Annotated in this window: 22 protein-coding genes and 2 tRNA genes; 11 read left to right on the top strand and 13 right to left on the bottom strand. The window is 73.3% G+C overall.

Annotation, left to right across the window (positions count from 1 at the left end):
* The first annotated feature begins 91 nt into the window (after positions 1 to 91).
* Both C5507_RS03135 and C5507_RS03130 read left to right on the top strand, forming a co-directional pair.
* On the top strand, positions 92 to 1,012 hold the full coding sequence (locus C5507_RS03135) for an HpcH/HpaI aldolase/citrate lyase family protein (RefSeq protein WP_104527068.1): 921 nt from the start codon (positions 92 to 94) through the stop codon (positions 1,010 to 1,012).
* A complete protein-coding gene (locus C5507_RS03130; protein WP_207225897.1) occupies positions 1,009 to 2,019 on the top strand; it encodes a MaoC family dehydratase in 1,011 nt (336 codons plus the stop codon). The genes C5507_RS03135 and C5507_RS03130 overlap by 4 nt, the downstream gene beginning before the upstream one ends.
* Here the strand turns inward: C5507_RS03130 and C5507_RS03125 are convergent.
* The 5 genes from C5507_RS03125 to C5507_RS03105 form a co-directional block, all read right to left on the bottom strand.
* Positions 2,000 to 2,902: an isocitrate lyase/PEP mutase family protein gene (locus C5507_RS03125; protein WP_158657488.1), complete on the bottom strand. Its 903-nt coding sequence runs from the start codon at positions 2,900 to 2,902 to the stop codon at positions 2,000 to 2,002. The genes C5507_RS03130 and C5507_RS03125 overlap by 20 nt on opposite strands.
* A gap of 31 nt (positions 2,903 to 2,933) precedes the next feature.
* Positions 2,934 to 3,344, bottom strand: a complete 411-nt coding sequence (locus C5507_RS03120) for a universal stress protein (RefSeq protein ID WP_158657487.1) — start codon at positions 3,342 to 3,344, stop codon at positions 2,934 to 2,936.
* 258 nt (positions 3,345 to 3,602) lie between these two features.
* Positions 3,603 to 6,305 (bottom strand): penicillin-binding protein, encoded by a 2,703-nt coding sequence (locus tag C5507_RS03115; protein ID WP_242611289.1) that lies wholly within the window; start codon positions 6,303 to 6,305, stop codon positions 3,603 to 3,605.
* Between the two features lie 292 nt (positions 6,306 to 6,597).
* Positions 6,598 to 6,670, bottom strand: a tRNA-Arg gene (locus tag C5507_RS03110).
* A gap of 72 nt (positions 6,671 to 6,742) precedes the next feature.
* A complete protein-coding gene (locus C5507_RS03105) occupies positions 6,743 to 7,801 on the bottom strand; it encodes a hypothetical protein (protein ID WP_104527065.1) in 1,059 nt (352 codons plus the stop codon).
* A 74-nt stretch (positions 7,802 to 7,875) separates the two neighbouring features.
* Here C5507_RS03105 and C5507_RS03100 point away from each other — a divergent pair, with 74 nt between their 5' ends.
* Positions 7,876 to 9,324, top strand: a complete 1,449-nt coding sequence (locus C5507_RS03100; protein ID WP_130504316.1) for a hypothetical protein — start codon at positions 7,876 to 7,878, stop codon at positions 9,322 to 9,324.
* Positions 9,325 to 9,388: 64 nt separating this feature from the next.
* Here C5507_RS03100 and C5507_RS03095 read toward each other — a convergent pair.
* Positions 9,389 to 9,477 (bottom strand) — tRNA-Ser (locus tag C5507_RS03095).
* A gap of 167 nt (positions 9,478 to 9,644) precedes the next feature.
* Positions 9,645 to 10,844, bottom strand: coding sequence for an MFS transporter (locus C5507_RS03090; RefSeq protein WP_104527063.1), 1,200 nt, complete (start codon positions 10,842 to 10,844; stop codon positions 9,645 to 9,647).
* Between the two features lie 103 nt (positions 10,845 to 10,947).
* Between C5507_RS03090 and C5507_RS03085 the strand changes: the two genes are divergently transcribed.
* The 4 genes from C5507_RS03085 (at position 10,948) to C5507_RS03070 (ending at position 15,379) form a co-directional block, all read left to right on the top strand.
* Positions 10,948 to 11,478 carry a CGNR zinc finger domain-containing protein gene (locus tag C5507_RS03085; protein ID WP_104527062.1) on the top strand — a complete coding sequence of 177 codons (531 nt, stop codon included), beginning with the start codon at positions 10,948 to 10,950 and terminating at the stop codon, positions 11,476 to 11,478.
* A 351-nt stretch (positions 11,479 to 11,829) separates the two neighbouring features.
* Positions 11,830 to 13,266: a bifunctional phosphatase PAP2/diacylglycerol kinase family protein gene (locus C5507_RS03080; RefSeq protein ID WP_104527061.1), complete on the top strand. Its 1,437-nt coding sequence runs from the start codon at positions 11,830 to 11,832 to the stop codon at positions 13,264 to 13,266.
* A 90-nt stretch (positions 13,267 to 13,356) separates the two neighbouring features.
* Positions 13,357 to 14,724, top strand: coding sequence for a TrkH family potassium uptake protein (locus C5507_RS03075; RefSeq protein WP_104527060.1), 1,368 nt, complete (start codon positions 13,357 to 13,359; stop codon positions 14,722 to 14,724).
* A complete protein-coding gene (locus C5507_RS03070) occupies positions 14,717 to 15,379 on the top strand; it encodes a potassium channel family protein (RefSeq protein ID WP_104527059.1) in 663 nt (220 codons plus the stop codon). The genes C5507_RS03075 and C5507_RS03070 overlap by 8 nt, the downstream gene beginning before the upstream one ends.
* Positions 15,380 to 15,397: 18 nt before the next feature.
* Here the strand turns inward: C5507_RS03070 and C5507_RS03065 are convergent, their stop codons facing one another.
* The gene (locus C5507_RS03065; RefSeq protein WP_158657486.1) at positions 15,398 to 15,820 is read right to left on the bottom strand and encodes a VanZ family protein; all 423 of its coding nucleotides are present in this window, start codon (positions 15,818 to 15,820) and stop codon (positions 15,398 to 15,400) included.
* A 142-nt stretch (positions 15,821 to 15,962) separates the two neighbouring features.
* Here C5507_RS03065 and C5507_RS03060 point away from each other — a divergent pair, with 142 nt between their 5' ends.
* The 3 genes from C5507_RS03060 to C5507_RS22080 all read left to right on the top strand — a co-directional run bounded on the left by C5507_RS03060 (position 15,963) and on the right by C5507_RS22080 (position 17,838).
* Complete coding sequence (locus C5507_RS03060; RefSeq protein WP_104527057.1) at positions 15,963 to 16,511, top strand: DoxX family protein; 549 nt, start codon at positions 15,963 to 15,965, stop codon at positions 16,509 to 16,511.
* Positions 16,508 to 17,557, top strand: coding sequence for a PHP domain-containing protein (locus C5507_RS03055; RefSeq protein ID WP_104527120.1), 1,050 nt, complete (start codon positions 16,508 to 16,510; stop codon positions 17,555 to 17,557). Before C5507_RS03060 ends, C5507_RS03055 begins: the two co-directional genes overlap by 4 nt.
* Positions 17,558 to 17,670: 113 nt before the next feature.
* The gene (locus tag C5507_RS22080; RefSeq protein WP_158657485.1) at positions 17,671 to 17,838 is read left to right on the top strand and encodes a hypothetical protein; all 168 of its coding nucleotides are present in this window, start codon (positions 17,671 to 17,673) and stop codon (positions 17,836 to 17,838) included.
* A 13-nt stretch (positions 17,839 to 17,851) separates the two neighbouring features.
* On the opposite strand, the gene C5507_RS03050 is transcribed toward C5507_RS22080, so the two are convergent.
* A complete protein-coding gene (locus tag C5507_RS03050) occupies positions 17,852 to 18,721 on the bottom strand; it encodes a hypothetical protein (protein WP_104527056.1) in 870 nt (289 codons plus the stop codon).
* Between the two features lie 270 nt (positions 18,722 to 18,991).
* Here C5507_RS03050 and C5507_RS03045 point away from each other — a divergent pair, with 270 nt between their 5' ends.
* On the top strand, positions 18,992 to 19,636 hold the full coding sequence (locus tag C5507_RS03045) for an arsenate reductase/protein-tyrosine-phosphatase family protein (RefSeq protein WP_158657484.1): 645 nt from the start codon (positions 18,992 to 18,994) through the stop codon (positions 19,634 to 19,636).
* On the opposite strand, the gene C5507_RS03040 is transcribed toward C5507_RS03045, so the two are convergent.
* The 4 genes from C5507_RS03040 to C5507_RS03025 all read right to left on the bottom strand — a co-directional run bounded on the left by C5507_RS03040 (position 19,633) and on the right by C5507_RS03025 (position 24,290).
* Complete coding sequence (locus tag C5507_RS03040) at positions 19,633 to 20,691, bottom strand: LCP family protein (protein WP_242611288.1); 1,059 nt, start codon at positions 20,689 to 20,691, stop codon at positions 19,633 to 19,635. The genes C5507_RS03045 and C5507_RS03040 overlap by 4 nt on opposite strands.
* A 137-nt stretch (positions 20,692 to 20,828) precedes the next feature.
* The gene (locus C5507_RS03035; RefSeq protein ID WP_104527054.1) at positions 20,829 to 22,109 is read right to left on the bottom strand and encodes an acyltransferase family protein; all 1,281 of its coding nucleotides are present in this window, start codon (positions 22,107 to 22,109) and stop codon (positions 20,829 to 20,831) included.
* Positions 22,051 to 23,313: a nucleotide sugar dehydrogenase gene (locus tag C5507_RS03030; protein WP_104527053.1), complete on the bottom strand. Its 1,263-nt coding sequence runs from the start codon at positions 23,311 to 23,313 to the stop codon at positions 22,051 to 22,053. The genes C5507_RS03035 and C5507_RS03030 overlap by 59 nt, the downstream gene beginning before the upstream one ends.
* Entirely contained in the window at positions 23,310 to 24,290 is a 981-nt protein-coding gene (locus tag C5507_RS03025; RefSeq protein ID WP_104527052.1) for an NAD-dependent epimerase/dehydratase family protein, read from the bottom strand. Before C5507_RS03025 ends, C5507_RS03030 begins: the two co-directional genes overlap by 4 nt.
* Between the last annotated feature and the right edge of the window lie 46 nt (positions 24,291 to 24,336).

The following is a 24,336-nucleotide window of genomic DNA, read 5'->3' as shown; positions in this document are numbered from 1 at the left end:
CTGAGCGGCCACGTACGATGGTACAAAATACACAATATCAGTCGCTCTCCCGGATGTGCGAGGTTCACGTCCCTTCTCGAGGAGGCCGCAGATGACCGGATCCGCCGTCCCTCCACCGCCGGGCCGGCGCCGGTGCGTGCTCTCCGTGCCCGCCGGTGACGCCCGCAAGGTCGCCAAGGCACTGGGGAGCGCGGCCGACGAGCTCGTCCTCGACCTGGAGGACGCCGTCGCCGTGGGCGACAAGGACGCCGCACGCGAGCTGCTCGTCGCCACCCTGCACGACCTCGAGCCGCGCCGGGCGCCGATCCTGACGGTGCGCGTGAACGCGCCCGGCTCCCCCTGGTGCCACGCCGACCTGCTCGCCCTGGCCGTCCTCCCCCGCCCGCCGGCGACCGTCGTCGTGCCGAAGGTGGAGAGCGCCGGCGACCTGGCCTTCGTCGACCGGCTGCTCGCCGGCGCGGAGGCCGGCCGCGCGGCGGTCGTGCCCATGACCGTGCAGGCGCTGATCGAGACGGCGGCGGGGCTGGAACGGGTGCAGGAGATCGCCCGGTCGAGCCCCCGGCTGGTCTCGCTCGTCCTCGGTTACGCCGACCTGGCCGCGTCCCTGGGCATGACCGCCCCCGCGCCGGACCGGCTCGACCTGTGGTTGCCGGCGCAGCAGGCGCTGCTGGTGGCGGCCCGCGCGGCCGGCATCCAGGCCATCGACGGACCGCACCTCGGCGTCGGCGTGGACGAGCACTTCGCCCGGGACGTCGGACGGGCCCGGGACCTCGGCTTCGACGGCAAGTGGGCGATCCACCCTGCCCAGCTCGAGCCGATCACGGCGGCCTTCACCCCCTCCGGCAGCGAGGTGGCCGCCGCGCGGGAGGTGCTGGACACCCTGGCCCGAGCGGCCGTCGCCGGCGCCGGGGCGGCGCAGCTGCACGGGCAGATGCTGGACGAGGCGGTGGCCGCCGCGGCCCGCCGGGTCCTGGCACGGTCAGCAGGAGATCCGGCGGAGGACGGAGCGTGAGCACGGTGGACGAGCGGTTGACGGCGGAGGGCCCCTGGTTCGAGGAGCTGCGCGTCGGGCAGGTCCTGCACAATGCGTCGGGCCTGACGCTGACCGAGGGGCTGGCCGCCACCCACCAGTCGATCGTGGGCGACCGGCTGCGGATCGCGCTGGACCACGAGTTCGGCCGCCGCGTGACCGGGCAGGACCGGCCGCCGGCCGCGCCGTCCCTGGTCTGGGACGTCTCCATCGGCCAGTCGACGTCGGTCACCCACCACGTGGTGGCCAACCTCTTCTACCGGGGGCTCGCCTTCCGGCGGCTGCCCTCCCTGGGCGACACCCTCTACAGCCGCACGGAGGTGGTGGCCCTGCGCCAGAACACCGTCCGCGAGGGCCGGCCGGCGACCGGCCTGGCCGCCCTGCGGATCACCACCAGCGACCAGGAGGGGCGCCCCGTCCTGGACTACTGGCGCTGCGCGATGTTGCCGCTGCGCGACCAGGGCGTCCGCACCGGTGCCGCCGACGACCTGGCCCTGGTCGGCACCGACGCCGTCGCCGCCGACCCGGGCGCGTGGGGCTGGGACCTCGCGGCGGTCGGAGACCTGTACGGCGCGGCGCCCGGCTCCCTCCTCGAGGCCGGTCGGGCGTGGTCGGTCACCGGCGGCGACGTCGTCTCCAGCGCCCCCGAGCTGGCCCGACTGACCCTGAACGTCGCCCGGGCGCACCACGACGACGCGTCCAGCGCCTCGGGCCGGCTGGTCTACGGCGGCCACACCATCGGCGTCGCACTGAGCCAGGTGACCCGAGCCTTCCCCGACATCCTCACCGTGCTGTCCTGGCGGCACTGCGACCACCTGGGTCCGGTGCGCGAGGGGGACACGCTCGCCAGCGTCGTCGACGTGGAGGGCACGCGTCAGCTGCCCGCCGGGCGGGCGGTCGACCTCCGGTCCCGCGTGACGGCCCGGTCCGTCCCCGGCGAGGAACCCCGCCCGGTCCTGGACTGGCGCTTCACCGCCCTGTTCCCGTGACGTCGGCCGGGAGGCCACCGGCGTCCAGGAAGCGCCGCTCCATCTCCAGGTGTGCGGCCACGGCCGTCACCTCGTTCCACTCCGCCGCGGTGGCCAGATCGCCGCGGACGGCGACGCTGGTCCCGTCGGCGCGCAGCGCGCGCAGCGCCCGTCCGGCCGCGGCCACGACCGCGGCGCGCACCGTGCCGGGATGGACGGCGAGGGCGGCGCCGGCCGCCCCGAGGTCGGTGGGTGAGCAGTCGGACAGCCCGCCGGAGTCGTGCACCAGCACGACCAGCGGTGCATCCACCTCGGTGGCGACCCTGCGGACCTGGGACAGCTCCGCCAGCCCGACGACCATGACCGCGTCGGCACCGCTGTCCACCGCCAGCCGACAGCGCTCGATCGCCGCGTCCAGGCCCAGACCACGCATCGCGTCGGTTCGGGCGATGACCACCAGGCCGTCGCGGCGCGCCCACACGGCCGCCCGCACCCTGGCGAGGAACTCCTCCTGCGGGACGACAGCGGGCGGCGCGTCGAGGATCCCGCACCGTTTCGGGGTGACCTGATCCTCGAGCGTGACGCCCGCCAGACCGGCGGCCTCGGCCTCGCGGACGGTCCTGACCACGTTCAGAGCGCCGCCGTAGCCGGTGTCCGCGTCGTGGATGACCGGCACCTCGACAGCACCGGCCACCCCCCGGGCGGCCGAGAGGCTCTCGGTCATCGTCACCAGACCGACGTCGGGAGCACCGAGCAGTGCCGCGGCGAGCCCGTTGCCGGTCACGAAGAGCGCCGGAAAGCCGGCTTGCTCGGCCAGCCGGGCGGTGATGCCGTCGTACACGCCCGGCACCTGGCGGATGCCCGGGCGCGAGAGCAGCTCGCGCAGCGCGACGCGCGGATTCACGGCCCCGGGACCCAGCGGCCGGGTCACGGCGTCACCGCTCGTAGAGGTGCGTCACCAGAACCGGGCAGGTCGCGCCCAGCAGGACCCGCTGCGCGTCACTGCCGACCAGCGCCTTGCCGACGCGCGAGCGCTTCGCGAGGCCGATGACCATGAGGTCCACTCCGCGCTCCTCGGCGATCCGCGCGATGTCCATGGCTGCGGCCACGACGACGATCCCGACCTCGAAGGACGCGTCGTAGCCCTCTGCGCGCAGGGTGTCGGCCCGGCCCTCCAGGGCCTGCTCGGCGGACTTCAGCCGGCGGACGCCGTCCTCGTTGGCCGCGACCTTGATGAGGGTCAGCAGGTGCAGGCGCGCGTCCGGAGCGGCCGCCCGCTTGGCGAGCTCGATGAGTGGCTCCCGATCGAGGTCTTCCTTGAGGGCGATGAGCACGTTCGAGAACACAGGCTCGTCCTTTCCAGCGGTCACGGGGGCACGGGGAGGGCCGATCTTATAGGAAATGTCATGTGTGCCCGCTCGTCGGCTGTCCCGCCGACTCGCCGATCGGCGCGCGTGCGACACCCCGGCGTCGTCTTGACGCCACGGAGTGGCCTGGGTCACAGTAGGCCCCGGGCGGGGGTAGCCGGGACCGAGTGGCTACCCATCGCTGGGTAGACCGACCAACGCGGCCAGACCGTCAGAACCGGCCCCCCGCCCCCACACCTACTCCGCCGTGCTCGACGTGGGTTCCGCCGTCGGTGCGGGCTCCGCGGTGGGTGCCGGTTCCTGTGTGGGCTCCGGCTCCTGCGTCGGCTCCGGCTCCTGCGTGGGCTCCGGCTCCTGCGTGGGCTCCGGCTCCTGCGTGGGCTCCGGCTCCTGCGTGGGCTCCGGCTCCTGCGTGGGCTCCGGCTCCTGCGTGGGCTCGGGACTGGGTGACGGCTCCGGAGCCGGCTCAGGAGTGCGCGTCGGCGTCGGCGCAGGGGTCGGTTCCGGTGTCGGTTCCGGGGATGGCGCAGGGGTCGGTTCCGGCGTCGGTTCCGGGGACGGCGCAGGGGTCGGTTCCGGCGTCGGCTCCGGGGACGGCGCGGATGCAGGGGCCGGTGCGGGCGCCGGCTCGGGCTCGGGCTCGGGCTCGGGACGCGGCGGCGTCCACCGAGCGCCGTTGCTGACGAACACCGTCACGGCGCGGTCGGTCTGCACCAGCGTGCCCGGCCCCGGGTCCACCGACACGACCGCGCCGGGTGCCAGCGCGCTGTCGACCGGCACGACGGAGGCGGCCAGGTCGCGGGCGCCGAGCAGGGTGCGGCACCGGTCGACGGACCGGCGGGCGCAGCCGGCGGGGACCGTCTCGAGGGTGCCCGCCACGTACTGCGGGTCGGCCGGCGGGAAGGGCACGGGGGTCCGGGCGCCGAGCACCGGCTGCATGGCGTCGTGCCAGATCTGGGCCGGCATGCCGCCGCCGAAGCCGCCGACGTCCTGGTTGCGGACCGGGTCGTAGACCATCACGCTGGCCGCCAGCTCGGGCGTGTACCCGACGAAGGTGACCGAGTAGTTGTTCTGCGTGGTGCCGGTCTTCCCGGCGATCTGGTGCCCGGGCACGTGGGCGCGGCGGCCGGTCTGCCCCGGGAAGCCGGGCTCGACGTCCTTGCGCAGCGCCTGCGAGAGGGTGTGCGCCAGGCCGGGCGCGACCACGTCGGCCTCACACCGCGGCTCGCCCAGCGGGCGGCCCTCGTCGTCCAGCAGCGGCTCGCCGTCGCGGTCGAGGACCCGGTGGACGGGCGAGGGCTCGCACCGCGTGCCGCCGGCGGCGAGCGTGGCGTAGGCGTTGGCCAGGTGCAGGGGGCTGGTGCGCTCGGCGCCGAAGGTGAACGAGCCCCGGTTCTCCGCGCTCACCCGGTCGGCGACGGGGTCCAGCGACCGCAGCCCCAGCCGCTGGGCCATGCGCACCGGCCCCTCGACGCTGCCGAGCTGGTCCTCCAGCGCCAGGAAGTAGGTGTTGGAGGACCTGTAGAGCGCCTCCTCCATGTCCAGCGTGCGCGGGTAGCGGCCGGCGTTCTCGACGTCGTAGGGGCCGTCGCCGTCGCGGTAGACCGTGGACACGTAGGGGTCCGACGTCGTGATCCGGTGGTCCAGCCCGATGCCCTGCTCGAGCGCCGCGGCGGCGGTGAACACCTTGTAGGTGGAGCCCGCGCCCTGGCCGGCCACGACGTTGAGGTCCACCGTCGTCCGCGCCGGGTCGCCCTCGGCGACACCGAAGATCCGGTTGACCGACATGGCCAGCACCCGCCCGGTGCCGGGCTCGACGGCGGTGTAGATGCCGGCGCGCGGGTCGCCCAGGTCGAGGGTCTGCAGTACGGCGGCGTCGCCGGCTCGCTGCACGACCGGGTCCAGCGTCGTCTCCACGGTGAAGCCGCCGGTCTCCAGCTGCTCCCGGTCGAGGCCGAGCGTGCCGGTGAGGTGGTCGAGCACGTAGTCGCAGAAGAAGCCGCCGATGCGCGCCTCGCGGCAACCGCGCGGCGGTCCCTCCCCCGGGGTGAGGAGGACGGGGGCGCTACGTGCCTCCTCGACGGCGGCCGGGTCGGCCATGCCGAGCTCGGCCATCCGGGCGAGGACGACGTCGCGCCGCTCGGTGGCCCGCTCGGGGGCGACGAACGGGTCGTACCGGGTCGGGCTCTGCACCAGCCCGGCGAGGGTGGCGGCCTGGGCGAGGGTGAGGGCGTCGGGCGTCACGCCGAAGTACGTCTCGGCGGCGGCGGCCACGCCGTAGGCACCGGCGCCGAAGTACACGCGGTTGAGGTAGCGGGTGAGGATCTCGTCCTTGCTGTAGCGCTCCTCCAGCGCGAGGGCGAGCTGCGCCTCGCGGAGCTTGCGGCCGACGCTCTGGTCGGTCGCCGCCTGCCGCGCGTCGGGGTCGTCGGCCGACTGGAGCCGGATCTGCTTGACCAGCTGCTGGGTGAGCGTGGAACCGCCCTCGACCACCTCACCGGCGGAGAGGTTGCGGACGAGCGCCCGGAGCAGTCCCTTGCCGTCGACGCCCTCGTGGGAGAAGAAGCGGCTGTCCTCGATCGCGACGAGGGCGTCCTTCATCACCGGGGCGATCGCGTCGCCGGGCACCACGGTGCGGTTGCGGCGGTAGAGCTCGGCGATCAGCGAGCCGTCGGCGGCGAGGATGCGGGTGTTGCCGGGCGGGGTGCGGTCGAGCACGTCGGCGTCGGCCATCGGGCGCAGCAGGCCGGCACCCTGCTGGGTGAGGAAGGAGGCACCGCCCAGGACCGGCGCGAAGAGCGCGGCCAGCAGGGCACCCGCCAGCACGACCGCCAGCGCCAGGCGCCCCAGGACCCCCGGCCGACGACGTGGTGCCACCGCCCCCGTGGCCTGCTCGATGCCGGGCAGCGGCAGGCCGTCGATGGTGGGGCGGGATGGCACGGAACTCCTCGGCGCAGACGGCAGCGGTGGCGCCCGCGCGCAGCGAGGCCGACTTCCGTCGTGCCCGATCCAGATGGGCACGTCACCCCGACGGCCGCTCTGTCACGCGATCGCAAAGTGGCCGGCCGGCTCCGCTCCGGAAGTCGCGCCTCCGCTCAGGGGTCACTGCAGGAGTCCGGGAGCACGCACAACGCCCCCACACAGCCGGGGGAGCGGAGCGGCAGGGTGCGGACGACGAAGCGGCCCCGCACTTCCGTCGAAGTGCGGGGCCGCTCGGTGTCTCAACCAGACGTGCACCCGAAGGGATTCGAACCCCTAACCTTCTGATCCGTAGTCAGATGCTCTATCCGTTGAGCTACGGGTGCGGCACCGCGCGAGCGGCACGGAAAAAGTGTACCGGGTCCGATCCAGGCACCTGTCGGGGGTTCGGCGGTCGTTCAGGTGAGAAGCCGGGCGGCCGCGTCGAGCAGGACGTCGATCGCGGGAGGCGGGGCCGCATCGGGATCCTGGGCCGCTACCACCAGGCGCGATCCGGCCTCGAGCAGGCACTCGGCGCCGAGCAGCCGTGTCGCCATGCAGCCGTGCTCCAGCGGCTCGTGCTCCGACCAGACGTGCAGCAGCTCCTCGGGACCGAGGTCGTCGCCGGCCAGTCGGGCCGACCACCGCGCCGCATCGAAGGCCGCGGGCCCTGCCAGCGCGGACGCGTCGTAGAGGACCAGACGCCCGCCTGGTCCTCGGGCGAGGTTGGGCAGGCCGAGGTCACCGTGCAGCGGGCGGGACGGGCCGGCCCCGTACGCCGGCAGCACAGCCGCCCGCTGGTGTGGCGCGACCTCGTGACCGGCGGCCGCCAGCACGGCGACGGCGGAGGTCCACCGCGGCACCATGACGGCTGGGAGCGGCCGCAGGACCGCGTCCAGCCGCGGCGCAGGGCGGTGCATCACGGTTCCGTGTGCCGCCACCTCCCGCGTCAGCGCGAGCCGGGAGGCGCGGTCGGGGACGCGCACCGGCCGCAGCGGGAGGTGCTCGAGGAGCAGCCAGCTGCAACCGCCGCGCTCCCCGGACCGGACACGCGGCGTGGGCACCCCGAGGCCGTGCCAGAGCTGCAGCAGCGGCCCTTCTCCCCGCGGCCTGTCGCCGTACACCTTGAGCACGACGTCGTCGCCCACGCCGGTGGGACGCCCGGCCGGATCGCGGCGGAACCGCAGCACCAGGCGAGGCTTGAAGTCGGCGAGCGCACCGAGGAAGGTCCCGAGCCCGAGATCGACGAGCAGACCGGGCAGGACACCGAGAGCCGCGTCGAGGGCCGCCAGGTCGTCCGTCCCGGACGCCGCGACCGCTGCGCGCTGTCCGGCCAGCGCCGCGGCGAGATCGGGCGGGATGCTGCCTGGGGCCGCTGGACGGTGGCGTTCGATGCGCCGGAGTCTAGGCGGCCGGCGCTTGCGGTTCGGGGCAGCGACGACGGGTAGTGCGCCGGGGTCGTTGCGGAACCGGCACACAGGAGCGCTCGGGCATCGTGGTGGAGGGCGAGCGCTCCGTGGGACGCCGGCGCAGCACGCGGAGCACCGCTGCGGTGGGTGCGCTGATCCTGCTGCTCGCGGTGGTCCTGCCGCTCGGCGTGGCGCTCTACGCTCGCTACCGCGACGCCGACCAGTGGCTGTGGGACGACTGGGCGGCGCTGATCATCTCGATGCTGCTCGGGTTGCTCTTCTTCGTCCTGGCGCACGTGCTGGGCCGGGACGGCGAGCGCCGGGCCCGCGCGGTCGCCGATGCCGAGCTGATGACGACGATTGGGGCTCTCCACATGAGCAGCGCCCGCAGTTTCGCCGGCTCCGACCGGCACGCCCTGCGGATCGCGGCCGACGCCCGCGCCGCGCTCCAGCACTATCCGAACGCGAGCGCCGACGAGCAGTCCGCACTCCTGCGGACGATCGAGGACGCCTTCAGCGACCTGGCGTTCGGCACCTTCGCCCGCGCCGACGCCCTCCCCCGGTCCGTCTGGAACCAGCTCGCGGCCGGGGCGGAAGGAGTCGTCGCGGAGGCGCGGCAGGTGGCGGCCGGACTGGGACGCCGCGCCGAGAGCCAGGGAGGCGATCTGTCACGGCTGGCCGACAACGTCACCTTCGCCTTGTCGATAGGCCGCCAGGTCCGCGAGCAGCACCGCCCACCCCTCCCCCCGGGACGGCCCCAGGTGCTCCGGTGCGTCTGGGACGGGGTCCCGCCGGCCCCGGAGACCCGGCCGGACGGCGTCGAGAGCCCCGAGCAGCAGGCGGCGCGAACAGCGGCGGCCGAGAAGGGGGCGGCCGACGCCGACCGGCAGGGCGAGGCACTCCTCGTCCGACGGGAACGGCTGTCCTGCCTCTACCGGCGCGAGCTCACCGTGAAGAAGGACTGGCGCGTGGTCTTCGACGCGGGGGACGCGATCGCCTGCCGGGTGGTCCTGAGCGACCTCTCCGGCACCGACCACTGGCTCGCACCCTGGTACGTCAGCGACATGCCGCCGCCGTTGCACCCGGTCAACGTCCTGTTCGACGACCTGGACGAGGCCGCGCACCATGATCCGGTCGTCGACCGTCCCGGCCTGCCCCGCTTCCCCGAGCTGCTGAGGCACGGCGGTCTCCCCGCCGGCATGCGCCGCCGGGCGATCGCAAACCTGCGCGACCTGCTGCGCCAGCAGGAGATCGCCACGGTGTGCGTCCTGGTGTACGACGTCGTCACCGCCGGCGGGCGGACCCAGCGCCTGGTGCTCGACGGGAACCACCGGCTGGCCGCCGCCCGCGCCCTCGCCGAGGAACGGCGGACCGGCTGGCGGCGGAGGCGGCGCAAGGACGCGGCCACCGACGTCCGCGTGTTGGCGTTCGTCATGTCCGAACGGCGCCCGGTCGACGCGCCCGCCTCCGACCTGGAGGGCCGGTTCCCCGACTGGCGCGGCTTCACGCCCGACGTCGGGCTCGCACGGGGTACCTGGCTCCCGGACCGCTACCTCAGGATGCTCGCCGGGGACCGGCACCCCACCCAGTAGCACGCAACCCGTGACCGGCTGGACCGGATCACGGGTTGCGGTTCACGCGTTGAGTTCTCGAGCGCGGAGGCTCCGGGATTTGAACCCGGGATGGGGATTAACCCAAACCGCATTAGCAGTGCGGCGCCATAGACCGGACTAGGCGAAGCCTCCCGGGGTCCGAGTTCCCTCGTAACCGCCGAGAAGAGAGACTACCAGCGCCTCCGGAGGCCTCCCAGCCCGGGTGCCGAGGACCCGGACCGGCCAGGCGTCCAGTGGTACGAACTCGTGGCGATCAGCCGGGCTGATGACCACGAGTTCGTGGCAGTCGGGCCGCGGGATCAGGCGGGGACGGACTCCCGGACCGGCGGCAGCGGCCGCAGATCGCGCCCCGGCACCAGCGTGACGACGACCGCGGCGGCCGCACCGGTGCAGGCGAGGACCAGCGCGCCGGACACACCGAACCGCCCCTCGATCAGCGCGCCGCCGAGCGCCGCCCCGACCGCGGAGGCGCCGACGGCGACGGTCGAGAGCCAGGTGAACGCCTCGGTGGTGGCGTGCACCGGGGCGATCGAGCCGACCAGCGAGTTCTGCACCGTGAGCGTCGGCGCGATCGCGGTCCCGCCGAGGAAGAGCAGCGCACCCAGCGCCCAGGGGCTGGAGACCCAGGCCAGCGGCGCGAGCCCGATGGTGACGCCGAACAGCAGCCAGCGGTACTGCCGGGGCAGGGAGGCGCTGAGCACCTTGGCCCCGAACCAGAGGCCACCGATGACCGAGCCGAGCGACCACACCGCCAGCAGCAGGCCGGACATCCCCGGCGAGCCGGCGGAGTCGGCGAACGCGGGGATGGCCACCTCGAGCGCCCCGAAGCCGAGCATCAGCGCCGAGCCGCTGAGCAGCACCCGCGGCATGCCGGGCGCCAGGACGGTGCTGAACAGGCTCGCCGGGGCGGCCGGGGCCGGCACCCAGGAGCGCGCGGCACCGGCGACGCCGACCGTACCGACGATCGCGAGGGCGCCGGCGACGCCGACCGCCCAGGCCGGCGCGGCCAGGACCGCCAGCGTGGCGACGAGCGTCGGGCCGACGACGAAGACGAGTTCGGTGGCCGTGGCGTCGAGCGCGTAGGCAGTCGGGCGGCTGCGCGGGTCGGTGCGCGCCCACAGGGCGCGGACGGTGCCGGAGACGAGCGGCGTGGTGGCGCCGGCCAGGCCCGAGGCGGCGATGACGAGGGCGTCGGGCGCTCCACCGAGGGCGACGGCCACCAGCAGGGCCAGCAGCAGCGGGTAGAGCGCGGCCTGCGTCAGCAGCACCCGGCGGGGGCCCCTCCGGTCGGCCACCCGGCCCAGGACCGGCGCCATGACGGCCGACGCGATGCCCAGCGTGGCCGCGGCGAGCCCCGCGACGGCGTAGGAACCGGTCTGCTGCTGCACCATGAGCAGCAGCGCGAGCGGCACCATGGAGGACGGCAGACGACCGGCGAAGCCGGCGAGGAGGAGCACCGGAGCGGAGGGCAGCCGCCACACGGTGAGGTAAGCACGCACGCTGAGCACTCGTTTCACACTGCAGGGAAGGAACAGTAGGCGGTCAAAGACCGTTGGCCGCCTACGCAGTCCCGAGAGTAGGGACTCGACCGTAGGGAGTCAATTGGACTACGACACCTACGGGTCAAGCGCCGTCGAACTGGCCATCGCCCTGGCCAACGCCGACCTTGACCCGGACGACGGCGTGTCGGCTTTCCTCACGTCGCACGACGAGTGGTTCACCCCCGGGACGTCGCTCGACCTCACCCCCGGCGAGGTGGACGAGGCCGCGGCCACCGCCCGGCTGGTGCGCGCCGTGGCGCTGGCCGAGACGCAGGACGACGTCCTCAGCCGGCTCAACGAACTGCTGGCCCTGGCGCGGCCGCGGCCGTACGCGACCGACCACGACGGCGAGCTGCACCTGCACTACGCGCGCCCGGACGCCCCCGTGCTCGAGCAGCTGACGACGACGGTCGCGATGGGGTTGTCACAGGTCGTGGTGCAGCACGGCTGGCAGCGGCTGGGCGTCTGCTCGGCGGAGGGCTGCGACGACGTCTACGTCGACACCTCGCGCAACGCCAGCCGGCGCTACTGCTCCAACACGTGCGCGAGCCGCTCGACCGTCGCCGCGTACCGGGCCCGCCAGAAGGCCTGAGCCGGCGTCGGGCTCGGCCGACCGGCCGCACCCCGCCCGCGACAGTTCCCCTCTGCCCACCCGGGTGGGCACAGCGTGAGCGTGCACGGATGCCTGCGCGGGGTCGGGACCGCCGCCCGCAGCGGTCCGTTCAGCAGCCCCCGGCATCGTGCGGGTCACGACCCAGACCGCAGTCATCCGCATGAACGCGGCCATCGGGCGCTCGATGACCGCGTTCGTGCGCATGAGCGCGCAGTGTGCGGGACGGGCGCACAGCGGCTGCCCCTGGGCGAGCGGAGGCCGCCGGCCAGGACCCCACCCCTTCGGGTCTCCGCCGGTACCGCGGCGAGACGGCTCCTCTAGCGTCCGGCCATGGCCTCCCCCCGGCAGCTCGACCGACGGCTGCACGCGTTCGTCGGCTCGCTGCCCACGACGCCGGCCGACCGCTGGCTGCGCCGGCTCTCCACGGCCGCCGACCACGGCAAGCTCTGGATGGTCATCGGCCTCGCGCTGAGCGCCCGCCGCGGCGCCCTGCGGCGCGGCGCCGTCCGGGGCCTGGGGTCGATGCTGGTCTCCAGCGGCGTGGTCAACGCCGTCCTCAAGCGGCTCTTCGGGCGGGTCCGCCCCGACCTGGCCAACCTGCGGACCGACCGGCGGCTGCGGCGGGAGCCGGGCAGCCTCTCCTTCCCGAGCGGGCACTCCAGCTCGGCGGCGGCGTTCGTCACCGGCCTGGCCATGGAGAGCCCGGTCGCGGGCGCCGCGCTGGCACCGCTCGCGCTCGGTGTCGGCTACTCCCGCGTGCACGTGGGCGTCCACTACCCCGGCGACGTCCTGGCCGGCCTGGCCGTGGGCAGCGCGGTGGCCGCGGCCAGCCAGCACTGGTGGCTGCGGCGTCCCACGGTGCCCGCGAAGGTGCGCTCGTCCTTCGCCGCTCCGGCACTGGAGGAGGGGGCGGGCCTGGTGGTGGCGGTCAACCCGCGCTCGGGCCCCGACGACTACGACCCCGCGCAGGACATCCGCCGGCTGCTCCCCCGCGCCGAGGTGCTGGAGCTGAGCGAGCAGGCGGGCGTCGCCGAGCTGCTGGGCGAGGCGGCCGCGTCCGGCCGGGCGACGGCGCTGGGCGTGGCCGGCGGGGACGGCAGCGTGGCCGCGGCCGCCGCGGTGGCCCTGGAGCACGGGCTGCCGCTGGCGGTCATCCCGGCCGGCACGCTCAACCACTTCGCCCGCGACGTCGGGCTGATCACCCCGCAGGACGCCGTCGACGCCGTGCTCGCCGGCCAGGCGGTCAAGGTCGACGTCGCCGAGGTCAACGGGACGCCGTTCCTGAACACCTCGAGCATCGGCGCCTACCCGGAGATGGTGCGCCGCCGCGACCGGCTGGCCGGCTCGCTCGGCAAGTGGCTGGCGCTGAGCGTGGCGGCGGCGCAGGTGCTGCGCACGGGGACGCCGGTGGAGCTGGAGGTGAACGGCCGGCGGCTGCGCACCTGGATCCTGTTCGTCGGCAACTGCACCTACACCCCACGCGGGCTGGCGCCGGCGTACCGGCCGCGCCTGGAGGACGGGCTGCTCGACGTGCAGTACCTGCGGGCCGACCTGCGCTTCGGCCGCACCCGTGCGGTGCTGGCCACGCTGCTCGGCGTCAGCGAGCACGCCCGCAGCTACGGGCACTTCTCCGCCGCGGAGGTCCGGGTGGTCTCCCGCTCCGGCCCGCAGCGGGTGGCCTACGACGGCGAGATGGGCGCGGCGGCCACCGAGTTCCGCTTCCGCAAGCGCGAACCGCTCACCGTCTACTGCTGCCGGACGAGCTGAGAGCGGCCGCGCGAGCCGTCGCCGGGCAGGAACGACGGTGTGCCAAGGTGTCCGGCGCACGCCGGGTGCCGCACGGGAAGAGGAGGAACGGTGACGCAGGGGTTCCGCGCCCCGGCCCAACCGGCCACCGCTCGCGGCTTCCGGCATCCGGGGCGGGTGATCTCCGGGGCGTTCCTCACGGCCGTCCTCATCGGCACGGCGCTGCTCTCCCTGCCGCTGGCGACGCCGGGGCCGGAGCGGGCGCCCTTCCTCACCGCGCTCTTCCACGCCACCTCGGCCGTCTGCGTCACCGGCCTGGTCACCGTGGACACCGGCACCTACTGGTCGGGCTTCGGGCAAGGCGTCATCCTCGCGCTCATCCAGGTCGGCGGGCTGGGGATCATGACCCTGGCCACTCTGGTGGCGCTGCTCCTCTCCCGCCGGCTCGGCCTGCGGGCACGGCTGATCGCCCAGGCCGAGACGAAGTCGCTCTCCGGCTCCGACGTGCGCCGTGTCATCGGCCGGGTCGTGCTGTTCAGCCTCGCCTGCGAGGCGGTGGCGGCGGCCGTGCTGACTACCCGCTTCGCCCTCGGCTACGACGAGCCGCTGCCCGACGCCCTGTACAGCGGGGTGTTCCACGCGGTCTCGGCGTTCAACAACGCCGGCTTCGGGCTCCGCCCGGACAACCTGATGGGCTGGGTCGGCGACCCCTGGGTGAGCCTCACCATCGCCGCGGCGGTGATCATCGGCGGGCTGGGCTTCCCGGTGGTCTTCGAACTCCTCCGGTCCTGGCGCCGCCCCCGGACGTGGACGGTGCTCACCCGGATCACCGTGGTCGTCACCGCCGTACTGCTGGTCGTGGGCACGGTCGGCTACCTGCTGGCCGAGTGGCGCAACCCGCGGACGCTCGGGCCGCTGAGCGCCGTCGACAGCGTGATGGCCGCCTTCGTGGCGGGCACCATGCCGCGCACCGCGGGGTTCAACAACCTCGACATCTCGGCCCTGCAGCCGGAGACGCTGTTCCTCACCGACGCGCTGATGTTCATCGGCGGCGGCAGCGCCGGCACCGCCGGCGGCATCAAGGTGACGACGTTCGGCCTGCTTGCCTACGTGCTCTGGGCGGAGCTCCGCGGTGACGTCGACGTCGAGGTAGGGCGCCGCCGCGTACCTCCCACCAACCAGCGGCAGGCGCTCGCGGTGGCGCTCCTCAGCATCGGGGTGATCGCGGTCGCCACCTTCCTCATGGAGGCCATGACCGACTTCTCCTTCGAGCAGGTTCTGTTCGAGACGATCTCGGCGTTCTCCACGGTCGGGCTGTCCACCGGCATCACCCCGGCGCTGCCGCCGGGCGCGCAGCTGCTCGTCGTCCTGCTGATGTTCGTGGGCCGGATCGGTCCGCTCACACTGGCCTCGGGCCTGGCCCTGCGGGACCGCGCCCGGCGCTACCAGCTCCCAGAGGAGAGGACCATCGTTGGCTAGTCACAGGGACCCGGTCGCGGTCATCGGGCTGGGCCGGTTCGGCACCTCGCTGGCCACCGAGCTGGCCGGCGGCGGCACCGAGGTGCTGGCGATCGACCACCGCCCGGAGATCGTCCAGCGGCTCTCCGGCCAGCTCGGTCAGGTCGTGGTGGCCGACGGCACCGACATGGACGCGCTGCGGGAGCTCGGGATCGGTGAGTTCCGCCGCGTCGTCGTCGCCATCGGCACCGACCTCGAGGCCAGCATCCTGACGACGTCACTGCTGGTGGAGCTCGAGGTGACCGACATCTGGGCCAAGGCCCTCAGCAGCCAGCACGGAAAGATCCTCGAACGCATCGGCGCCCACCACGTGGTGTTCCCCGAGCACGAGATGGGCGAGCGCGTCGCGCACCTGGTCTCCGGCCGGCTGCTGGACTGGGTCGAGCTGGACCCGCAGTGGGTGTTCGCCAAGACCAAGCCGCCGCGGGAGATCGTGGGCGTGCCGCTCGGGCAGACCGGGCTGCGCAGGCGGCACCGCGTCACCGTCGTCTCGGTGAAGCCCGAGGGCGGCGACGCCTACACCCACGCGGGGATGGACACGGTGCTCCGCTACGGCTGCGAAATCGTCATCGCCGGCCGGCCGCAGGACGTGGAACGGTTCGTGGACCTGCAGTGACCCGGTGATCCGACCCGGTCAGGACGGTTCGGCGACCTCGCTGTTCCTTCCTCGCCGGCTCCACCAGGTCCAGACGACGTGCGCGAGGACACCGAGCGCGGCGCCGGTGGCGTTCGTGACGACGTCGACCGGCGTGGACTCGCGGCCGGGCAGGAAGACCTGGGCGCTCTCCACCGACATCGACACCGCGACGCAGAGCAACCAGACCAGCAGGCGCGAAACCCGCGGCAGGGCGAAGCAGAGCAGCAGCCCGAACGGCGCGAACAGCAGCACGTTGGCGGCGCGCTCGACGTCGCCGCTGGACACCCACCCGAGGCCGTCGAAGCGCCGGGCGACGTCGGCGCCCCGGACGAAGAGGGCACCCGGGGACGCTCCCAGGGTCACGGCGGCGAGGACCGCCAGGTAGACGACCAGCCCCGCAACGGACAGCCGGCGGCTCATGTCCTGCGACGGTAGCGGTGGTCCGCCCGCGGAACGGCGGCGGATTCCGGAACGACGGCGCACGCCGGTTCCGGGATTGCGAGATGGATCTTCCGGGCAGTGCACCCGGGACTCCCCAGTGACATCGAGGAAAGAGGTCACCATGCTCGTCCGCCGGATCGCACGGCCACTGCTCGCCACGCCTTACATCTACGGGGGCATCAGCACCCTGCGGAAGCCGCAGGACCGCGTGCCCGGCGCCCGCCCCGTGGTGGAGAAGATCGCCGAGACCGCCGACAAGCAGCTCCCCGTCGAGGTCCCCCGGGACGTGGAGCAGTACGTCAAGGCCAACGCCGCCCTGCAGGTCGGTGCCGGCGTGCTGTTCGCCCTCGGCCGGTTCCCGCGGCTGACGTCCCTGGCGCTGGCCGGCTCCACCGTGCCGACGACGCTGGCCGGCCACCGCTTCTGGGAGGAGAGCGACCCGAAGGTCTCCTTCGAGAAGACCGCCCACTTCGTGAAGAACCTGGGCATGCTCGGCGGGCTGCTCCTGGCCGCCGTGGACACCGAGGGCAAGCCGTCGGTGGGCTACCGGGCCCGCCGCGCGGCGACGAAGGCCGCCGACGCGACCGAGAAGAACTTCGCGAAGGCGCAGAAGCGCGCCGCGAAGGCCCAGAAGCAGACCGAGAAGCGCCTGAAGAAGGCCTCCCGCTGAGCACACCGCTCCCGCCCGCGGCCGCGCTCCGGAGGATCGCCTTCCTCCTGGAGCGCGCCCGCGAGCCCAGCTACCGGGTGCAGGCGTTCCGGACGGCGGCCGCCGTGGTCGACGGGCTGACCGACGAACAGCTGGACCTCAAGATCGGTACGAACACGCTCAAGGACCTCAAGGGCGTGGGCCCCAAGACGGCCGCCGTCGTCGTCCAGGCGCACAAGGGCCAGGTGCCGGAGTACCTGGCGAAGCTCGAGAGCGACTACGCCGAACAGCTGCCGGCAGCCGACGACGTCGCCGCCTTCCGCGCCGCCCTCAAGGGCGACCTGCACGTGCACAGCGACTGGTCCGACGGCGGCAGCCCCATTCGGGAGATGGCCGAGGCCGCGATGGCGCTCGGCCACGACTACATGGCGCTGACCGACCACTCCCCCCGGCTGACGGTGGCCAACGGGCTGACCGCCGCGCGGCTGGAGAAGCAGCTGGACGTCGTCGCCGAGCTCAACGAGGAGCTGGCTCCCTTCCGGATCCTCACCGGCATCGAGTGCGACATCAACGTCGACGGCTCCCTCGACCAGACCGACGAGCTGCTCGGCCGGCTCGACGTCGTCGTCGCCAGCGTGCACTCCGACCTGCGCGCGGACGCCAAGGCCATGACGGCGCGGATGCTCACCGCCGTCGCCAACCCGCACACCGACGTCCTGGGCCACTGCACCGGGCGGCTGGTCATCGGCCGCCGGCAGCGCAACGGCACCCAGAAGCCGCGCCCGGAGAGCCAGTTCGACGCCGAGGCCGTGTTCAGCGCCTGCGTCGAGTTCGGCACCGCCGTGGAGATCAACTCCCGCCCGGAGCGGCTCGACCCACCCCGCCGGTTGCTCACCCTGGCGGTCGAGCTGGGCTGCGAGTTCGCCATCGACACGGACGCGCACGCCCCCGGCCAGCTGGACTGGCTGGGCAACGGCTGCGAGCGGGCCCTCGAGTGCGGGGTCCCGGTGGAGCGGGTCGTCAACACCCGGTCCGCCGACGATCTGGTGACCTGGACGGCGGGCTGACCGGAACCGGCGGGGCGGCGGGGCATCCCCTCTTCGGCGGCCGCCCGCCGAACATCGGGGGAACAGCAGGAACCCCCTCCCCGATCGGCTGCCTGCGATGGCACACTGCCGCCATGCACACACGTCCGGGGGCAGCTCCGGCAACGGCCGCGGACCGTCAGCAGCGGCTGCCGTCCATCGCCGTCCGGCACGTGCACTGGTTCCGCTGGTCCGGCGCCGACCCGTTCAGCGGGTCGAGTCTGTACGCCTGCCGGTGCGGCGTGGTGCGCCCCGGCCTCTGACCGCTGCCGGCGGTCAGCCGCGGAACGCGTCCCCGGTCGTGGGACGGCCCGGAAGGGCGTCGCGGACGTCGAGGGTCTCGGTGTCGGCGGCTCGGCGCAGCGCCCAGTCGGCCGGGAGCACCAGGCGCGGGGCGACGCCGACGAGCACGGCGACGAGGAACGCGACGCCGGCCAGCGCCTCGCCGGACTCCTCGAGGTAGGTGGCCGTCACCGCCCAGCCGCCGGGGGCGACGCCGCTGAGGGCGGAGAGCCCGACCGAGGCGGCGGCGTAACCGGTGAGGGCGCCGAGGACGCGCCGCCGGTCACGGCGATCGGTGCGGCTGAGGAAGAACAGGGCGGAGACGACGGCGACGGCGACGGCCACGCTGATCAGCACGGCTGCGTGTCCGCCGATCGCGGAGCCCAGCGCCGCCATCGTGTCGACGTGCACGGTGCTGCCCGCCTTCACGGCCGCGATCCCGGCGGCCACGATGCCGACACCCAGCCACCAGGTGCGCCGGGTGGTGCCCGCGCCGGCGACGGCGGCCAGCGCGGCGGCAGCGAAGAGCGCCGCCACGTACATGCGCGGCAGCGAGAAGGGGGCGTCCATGGAGAGCGCCTGGGCGAGCGGCCCCGAGGTGCCGGAGAGCCGGAAGCCGTAGCCGACGGTCATCAGGCCGACGGCGAGGGCGGCGAGTGCGATCCCGATGGGGGGCAGCGGCACGGCACGGCGGCGCACGCGCGCGGGGGCGGCCTGTGGGGCGAGGGCCTCGGTCGTCAGCACGCCCGTCGAGTCGGGGGTTCGGAGGTCAGCGGTGCGGATGCCCCGGCCGATGACGACCGCCAGCCCGAAGGCGAGGACGAACCACGCGACCAGTCCACCCACGACCCAGAGCCACCACACGCAGAGATCATCGGCAGGTCAGCCCGAGAACATGACCATTTCGTCCCACGTGGCGTGACCTCGGGTGCGCGCGGGTCAGTCGAGTCTGCTGAGGTGGCTCCCCGGCGCCGAGCGCCACGGCGGACCGACCTCGTGCGGGAACCAGTCCCCGTCCGTCGATGACCGGAGAAGGCCATGTCGGGCGGAGGGAGGGCCGACGAAGATCAGGAACGACGCATGGGACTGCCGCCTGCTCCGGTAGCCCCAGCTTCCGGCATAGGCTGGGCCCCGGTGTCCACGTATCCGCAGCAGACGACCGCGAAGGTGCTCTTCGTCTGCACCGGCAACATCTGCCGCTCCGCAGCCGCCGAACGACTCCTCCGCGCCTGGACCGCCGACGGCGATCTGCGGGTGGAGGCGCGCAGCGCCGGAACCCAGGCACGCCCCGGTCGACCCATGCACCCCCGCACCGAACGCGCGCTGGCCCGGCACGGGGTCCGGGCCGACGGCTTCGCCTCCCGGCGCCTGTCGGACGCCGACGTCGACTGGGCCGACCTCGTGCTGACGATGACCGGCGAGCATCGCGACGAGGTGGCGGGGATCAGTCCCCGCGGGCTCCAGAAGGTCTTCACCGTCATGGAGGCCGCTGCGCTGGCACAGACGCTGGGACAGGACTGGTCCCCCGACTCGGCACACCGGCGGGGGGCTGAGCTCGCCCAGGCCCTCGGCGAGGCACGGGCACGGTACGCGCGGTCCCGCGGGCCGCAGTTCGACGTGCCGGACCCCATCGAGGGGTCCTCACGGGTGCACGCCGAGGCCGTCGACCAGATCGTGACCGCGCTCGAGCTCGTCTTCCCGCTGCTGGAGGACCGCACGCCGCTCAGCGACGAGACGGTCCGGATGCCCCGGATCCCACCGGTGCCCCGGCCGAGCTAGTTCGGCACCGCAGGCAACGCGTCGACGGCGAATTCAGCCGCGTGCTCGCCCAGCGAGTCGGCGCGAAGGTGGTTCCACATCTGTGCCGAGCGGGCCGGATCGAGGTAGACGACGCTCTGCGCGCCTTCCCGACCGGTGCCGGCGACCGGCGCGGTCAGGAACGTGAGGGCGTCCGGGCGCAACGACCGCATGTCGTAGGCCATCTGGATCAGGTCGGCGTTCGACAGCTGCTCGTCCACGGCCATCGCGCCGGTGAGGGCGTCCATGAACCCACCGAGGGCACCCATGTCGGTGAGGACGTTCTGCTGGGAGAGCGCACCGAACACCGAACGCAGGTACTGCTGCTGGCGCTTGACCCGGTCGAAGTCCCCGCCCGGGAGTCCGTACCGCTGACGGACGTAGTTCAGCGCCTCGTCACCGTCGAGGTGGTTCAGTCCCGCCTCGTAGGTGTACGGGCCGTTGCTCGTCGCCTCGGCGACCTGGACGTCCACCCCGCCGAGCGAGTCGGTCATCTGCACGAAGCCCTGGAAGTCGATGGCGGCGTAGTGGTCGACGCGGACGCCGGTCAGGTTCTCGACGGTCTGCACCAACAGCGTGGGCCCACCGTAGGCGTAGGCCGCGTTCAGCTTTGCCATGCCCATCCCGGGGATGGAGACCCATGAATCCCGGGGCAGCGAGATCACCTGAGCGTTCTGGCGGTCAGCGGTGACCCGGACCAGCATCATCACGTCCGAGCGACCGTCCGGACGCTCGCCCTCGGGGACATCGGCGCGCGTGTCCGATCCGACGACGAGGAACGTGAGGGCCGTTCGGGCAGGACCGGTCGGAGCCGCCGGTCGTTGGGTCTCGTCCAGGCCGGCGAAGACGCCGTCCAGGCGCTCGAGGCCGCCCGCGTACCGGTCTGTCAAATACCAGGCCGCGCCCCCCACGAGGAGCAGAGCCACCACCACGCCGGCGGCCAGTGACTGGAGCAGCCGTCGCCTCCGCCGGCTCCGGAGCGGGTTCTCCGTGACCTCGGCCTCGTCGTCGAGGACTTCCGACCATCGGGATCTCACCAGATCCCCCCTTCCATCACGACCGCAGCACGAGGTTGGGACCAATCAGACACATGTTCATGGAGCCGCGGGTCAACAGTGACGGCTGATGTAGATGCGCCACATGACCTGCGGACTCGCTCACGCCGCCACACCCCTCACGGGCTTCGCTGTTGTCGATGGCCAGCGGGGAGGGGTGTCCCGCACATCGGCGGTCCGGCTCGGTTCAGCCCCGGATCCACCGCTCGGCAGCCCTTCTTCCGACGGAGGAAGGGCTGCTCGACCCAGCGATAGGAGGCCGCCGCCACGGCGAGCGACAGCGCCACCTCGATGACCTGCTTGGGCAGGGTGAAAGGCACCAACCCCGTCGACGTCACCACGGCGATCACCGGGTAGTGCCACAGGTAGAGCCCGTACGAACGCACTCCGGCCCACCGCAGCCAGGCGGCGCCCAGCACTTGGGCGATGCAGCCCGCACCGGAGAGGTAGGCCGCGCCGACGAGCACCGCGGAAGCGACCGCGACCGCAGATAGGGTCAGTCTGTAGCCCACGCTCGCCCCTTCGAACGGGAAGACCACGGTGAGGGCGGCGAGGAAGATCGCAGCCGGCGCCGCGAGCCGGGTGAGGACGGCCCGGAGCTGCGGGACTCCCCCTCGCTCCCGGGCGAGGGTGACGACGACGGCGAGAGCGCAGCCGAGCATGAGGTGATCGGCCTGGGTGTCCGTCCCGTTGTAGACCCGGTCCAGCGCTCCGGCACCGACGCCGTCGACCGCCATCCGCGCGGCGAGCGCCGCGCAGCATCCGGTTCCGGCCACGGCCGCCACCACCCACATCCGTCGGGTCAGCCGCAGGACCAGGAGCAGCACGAACGGCCAGACGAGGTAGAACTGCTCCTCGACGGCCAGGGACCAGGTGTGGTCGAGGACGCCCAGCGAGCCGGCGCCCTCGAAGGCCCGACTCCAGTTCCCCAGGTGGAGCAGCACCATCGGGAGACCATCGATCGTGGCCTCGGCCCGCTCCATCTCCGGCCACAGCCACGCCAGCACCCCACAGGCGACCACGACCGAGAGCCAGGCAGGCACCAGGCGCAACGCACGGCGGGCGTAGAACCGCCGCAGCACTCGCTGCCGTTGACCGCGCAGGTCGTCGAGCAGCAGCTGGGTGATCAGGAATCCGGACAGCGAGAAGAAGATCAGGACCCCCACCTGGCCGCCGGGGACGACCGCCAGCCCCACGTGCAGACCCATCACCAGCATGACTGCCACGCCGCGCAACCCGTCCAGTGCAGGGACGTGCGCCAAGGGCCGGGCCGCCGTGACGGTCGGCAGGCCCGTCACGTCTCGGAGGTCGGTGCCGGCCGACAGCGGGTGGGCGCGGCGCTCACAACCGCTCGACCGCGTCCCCGGCGAGGACACCGCGGGTGTCGAACACCGAGACATCGTCGAGGACCCCGCCGAGGTACGCCTGGTGCGCCTGGAGAAGCACCACGACGTCGGCCGCCTGCAGCGCCTCCACCAGGTCGGGCTCGACCTTGACGTACCGCGGCGGCTCGCCGTGGGCGGCCACGTTCCAGTCGGTGACGTACGGGTCGTGGAACCGGACGTCGGCGCCCATCGCGGCCAGCTTCTCCGCCACCGGCACTGCGGGGGATTCCCGCTCGTCCGCGATGTCGGCCTTGTAGGTCACGCCGAGCAGGAGCACCCGCGACCCCCGGACGGCCTTGCTCTCGTCGTTGAGCCGGTCCTGGATCCGCCGGGCGACGTAGCCGGGCATGCTCGCGTTGATCTCCTGAGCCAGCTCGACGAAGCGGAACGGATAACGGAGCCGCGCCTGGACGGTGTGGGACAGGTAGTTGGGGTCGATGGGAATGCAGTGGCCCCCGACGCCCGGACCCGGGTAGAAGGCCTGGAAGCCGAAGGGCTTGGTCTTGGCGCACTCGATGACGTTCCACAGGTCGATGTCCAGCTCGTGCGAGAAGCGGGCCATCTCGTTGACCAGCGCGATGTTGATGTGCCGGTAGGTGTTCTCCAGCAACTTGGCCATTTCGGCCTCGCGGGTCCCCTTCGCGGGCACCACGGTGTCGACGAAGCTGCCGTAGAACGTCGCCGCCCGGCGCGTGCACTCAGCGGTGACCCCGCCGACCACCTTCGGCGTGTTCCGGATCCCGTACCTCGCGTTGCCGGGGTCGACGCGCTCCGGGGAGAAAGCCAGGTTCAAGTCGTGACCCACCCGGAGTCCGCCGCCCTCCACGAGAGGCTGGAAGAGCTCCTCGGTCGTTCCGGGGTATGTGGTCGACTCCAGCACGACGAGCGTGCCTGGCCGCAGCTGGTCGCCGAGCAGCCGACCGACGGCTGCCACCGCGCCCAGGTCCGGGGCCCCGTCGCCCGACAGCGGAGTGGGGACGCACACGACGACGACATCTGCACCCCGGATGGACTCCGGGTCTGTGGTGGGAGTGAAACCCCCGAGGATCGCCGTGACGGTGTCGTCGTCGATGTCATCGACGTGCGATCGGCCGGCAGCCAACCCGGCGACGACGGCCTCGTCGCGATCCAGACCCAGAACCCGGTGCCCGGCCCGGACCATCTCGACGACGAGGGGCAGACCCACGTATCCGAGGCCGACGACGACGACGGTGTTCACCGCGTCAGTCCCGTGCGGAACCAGGAGACCGTCTGCTCCAGCCCGACCCGCAACTCGGTCGGGAGAACACCCGGGAAGAGGCCCTGCAGCACGGTGTTGTCGGCCTGCGAGTGCGGGACGTCGCCGGCTCGCGGCGGACCGTGGGTCACCGTCGCCGCGCGGCCGGTCAATTCCTCGATCAGCCCGATGAGCTCCAACAGGGTCGTCCGAGAGCCGAAGGCCAGGTTTACTGGCTCGGTCGAGACCGTGCGCCGCGCGACGGCGTCCAGAAGGATGTCGCACACAGTGCCGACGTAGGTGAAGTCACGGGACTGCTCCCCCGTGCCGTTCACCGTGAGCGGACGACCGGCGAGCAACGCGTCGACGAATGCCGGGATGACGGCGGCGTAGGCGTGGCCGGCCGCCTGGCCCGGGCCGTAGACGTTGAAGAACCGGAACGGCAGCGTCTGCAGCCCGAACGAGGACTGGTAGGCGAGGAGGTACTGCTCGGTGGCGAGCTTGCTGACCGCGTACGGGCTGAGCGGCCGCACCCACTCCCGCTCGTGCTTGGGCAGTGCCGGGTTGGCGCCGTAGACCGAGCTCGACGAGGCGGCCGCCACGTAGGACACACCGTGCTCGCGGCAGGCTTCGAGCAGCAGCAACGTGCCGGTCGCGTTGGCCGCGTGCGAGGCCACCGGGTTCGCGATCGAGCGCGGCACGCTGGGGATGGCCGCCAGGTGCACCACGGCGTCGACGCCCCGTACGGCGGACTCCAGCGCATCCGGGTCCAGAAGTGACCCCTCGACGAGGTCGACGTCCACCCCGGCCAGGTTGCGACGCGACCCGGTCGAGAAGTCGTCCAGGACGCGCACGGACGTGATGGCATCCGAACGCAGTGCGGCTCTCGCCAGGTTCGAGCCCACGAACCCCGCGCCGCCGGTGATCAGCAAGCGTGTCAACGGTCTCCCCCCACCGGCCGGCTGAGCAGCCGTGGCCATGGTGCAGACGGTAAGCGACCCCCTGACCCACCTGCGTGACGAAGGG

Origin of the sequence: Blastococcus saxobsidens, assembly GCF_002938435.1 — a bacterium.
In the GTDB taxonomy this organism is placed as follows: Bacteria; Actinomycetota; Actinomycetes; order Mycobacteriales; family Geodermatophilaceae; genus Blastococcus; species Blastococcus saxobsidens.
Note: the sequence above shows the minus strand (reverse complement) of the source record. Positions and strands in the feature narration are given on the sequence as shown.

Coding starts and splice junctions, on each gene's coding strand:
- C5507_RS03080 (WP_104527061.1), top strand. CDS start 11,830: ATGGCCTCCCCCCGGCAGCTCGACCGACGGCTGCACGCGTTCGTCGGC.
- C5507_RS03035 (WP_104527054.1), bottom strand. CDS start 22,109: ATGTCTCGGTGTTCGACACCCGCGGTGTCCTCGCCGGGGACGCGGTCG.
- C5507_RS03025 (WP_104527052.1), bottom strand. CDS start 24,290: ATGGCCACGGCTGCTCAGCCGGCCGGTGGGGGGAGACCGTTGACACGC.
- C5507_RS03135 (WP_104527068.1), top strand. CDS start 92: ATGACCGGATCCGCCGTCCCTCCACCGCCGGGCCGGCGCCGGTGCGTG.
- C5507_RS22080 (WP_158657485.1), top strand. CDS start 17,671: ATGCACACACGTCCGGGGGCAGCTCCGGCAACGGCCGCGGACCGTCAG.
- C5507_RS03065 (WP_158657486.1), bottom strand. CDS start 15,820: ATGAGCCGCCGGCTGTCCGTTGCGGGGCTGGTCGTCTACCTGGCGGTC.
- C5507_RS03060 (WP_104527057.1), top strand. CDS start 15,963: ATGCTCGTCCGCCGGATCGCACGGCCACTGCTCGCCACGCCTTACATC.